The organism is Pseudoxanthomonas sp. LjRoot204_2, assembly GCF_056175765.1.
Window position 1 is genome coordinate 1 of sequence record NZ_JBGFFG010000548.1, and the last position, 1913, is coordinate 1913.

The window sequence follows — 1913 nt, forward strand, 5'->3', positions numbered from 1 at the left end:
CAACGGGATCAACCTGGTGTGGACCAAGGCGCTGAAGGAAGGCAAGCCGGAGTTGCTGACCACGCCGCAGGTGGACGAAGCGATCAGCAAGTACATCGACTCGCCCAAGGTGGTCGCCCTGATCCGCCAGCACTACCACGTGCGTTGCGTACTGCGCCGCCTGCTGGAAGAGGCGCGCACGAACGGCAAGCTGCCAACGCCGTGGTTCCGCTGGCTGAAGATGGCCGATCGCACCACCTGGTACGTCATGAACGACCTCGGCCTGGATGTGGCGAGCGTTGAAGCCGCCGGCGTCCATTCGCACTACATGGCCGAAAAGCTGGCCGCCACTGCTATCCAAACCCCCCTTGTGGTGCCCGCGGTCGACGGCACTGCTGACGCCCTGAATTCGCTTGAGGATGACGAGAATGTCTAAGGTCCTGGTACGTCTTACCGACGCGCAAGAAGAGAAGCTGTTGGACAAGCTGCGGTGCCTGGCCGCTGGTATGCAGGTCCAGCCTGGTGTGTGGTCTCGTACGGCGAGCGCGCTCTTGGATCTTGTGCTGCAGGCGCGCAGCGAAGAGGCAGCGAAAGGCCCGAGAATGCATTTTGAACTGCAGCCGGAGATGTGGTTCACGGCTTGGGAGATCAAATCCCTTTGCAGCTCGGGCCCGTCCCCCGATGTGCAGCAACGAGCGCTGCGGTGGGTTCGGGGCTTGCCGGGCAATGCGAGCTATGACCCGGAAGCAAACCCCGCGTGGTCGAGCCAAGCGGAGGCATACTTCGAGCAGATCACCGTCATCCTGTCCCCCGCGGTAGCCGAGCTGCGCGCCCTGATGCTCAGCTTTGAAGCAAGCGAGCAGGAGCGGAGCCCGAACGTTGCCGTCGAGATCGATTCGAGCTTCATCTACATTGATGGAAAAGGCGACAGGAATTGGAGAAGCCGGACCTGGTTCGGCGGACTCACGGTAAACAGGATCAGCTGGGGTGCTGCGAAAGCATGGGCAGGCCTGCGCGGCCACACCCATCCGCGCACGTGGGTGAAGACGCTGCGCGTCACCGCCGGTGCGGTGTGGCGCCTGGCCGTGCACCAGCTGCGCGAGATCCGCGCCGAGCTCACGCGCGCGATGCGGCCGGTGGCGAAGGTCCGCGTCCTGCGCGACTACGGCGTGGCCATGACCAAGGCCGCTCGCTACGGTGGCGGTACGATCCTGGTGCCGATCCGCAACGCTTCCACGGCCGAAACGCTGGGCGTAGCGGTGGAAGAGCAGCGCGATGGCTTCGGCGTGAGCGTCTACAGCGCCGCTGCAGTCGAGGGTCGCACCAGCCTGCGCGTTGAGCGCTGGAAGATCGACGGTGTCACCGATCGCCTGGCGGCCGAGCAGCTGAAGCAGCGCATCGAGCGCGCGATGGTGCAATCAGCCGGTGGCGCGGGCGGTAGCGTCTGGCCGAAGGCGCTGGCCGCCGCCGCTGTCGTGGTCGTGGCCGTAGGCCTGCTGTCGAACCGCGCCCCGAAGCCTGAAGGCGGCGAGCAAGTGGCGTCTGCGCAAGCAGAGCAGCAGTCGATGGAAGAGGCCAATGCGGCGCTGGCCGCACTGTTCGGTGCGCCCGCCAACGCGATGCCGGTGAACGGTGAGGCGATCCCCGCCGAGATCATGGCCGAGGTGCTGGCCGGCGCCGGCCTGGACCCGGCCGCAGCCGCAGAGCTGCAGGCTGCTGGCGGCAACGATCCGTGGGTGGCTCAAGCGATGGCCAGCGCCAAGCAGGTCGCCCAGGAGACGATCTTCCAGCAGGGCGCGGTGGGTACGCCGCCGCCGGACCCGAGCCTGAAGCAGTTCGGCCTGGGCAACACCATCGCCGGCTGCGATCCGGCGCTGAGCTTCAAGGTCAGCGAGTAAGCACTGATGGCCAACGGCCCCATCCAAGGCGTACGC

The 1913-nt window shown here is 66.2% G+C and carries 2 protein-coding genes; both read left to right on the top strand.

What is annotated here, in order from left to right; all coding sequences use genetic code 11:
* A partial coding sequence (locus AC04L7_RS17710; RefSeq protein WP_475513569.1) for a secretion/conjugation apparatus DotM-related subunit occupies positions 1–415 on the top strand: 415 nt, incomplete at its 5' end.
* Entirely contained in the window at positions 408–1877 is a 1470-nt protein-coding gene (locus AC04L7_RS17715; protein WP_475513570.1) for a hypothetical protein, read from the top strand. The genes AC04L7_RS17710 and AC04L7_RS17715, both read left to right, overlap by 8 nt.
* The last annotated feature ends 36 nt before the right edge of the window (positions 1878–1913 follow it).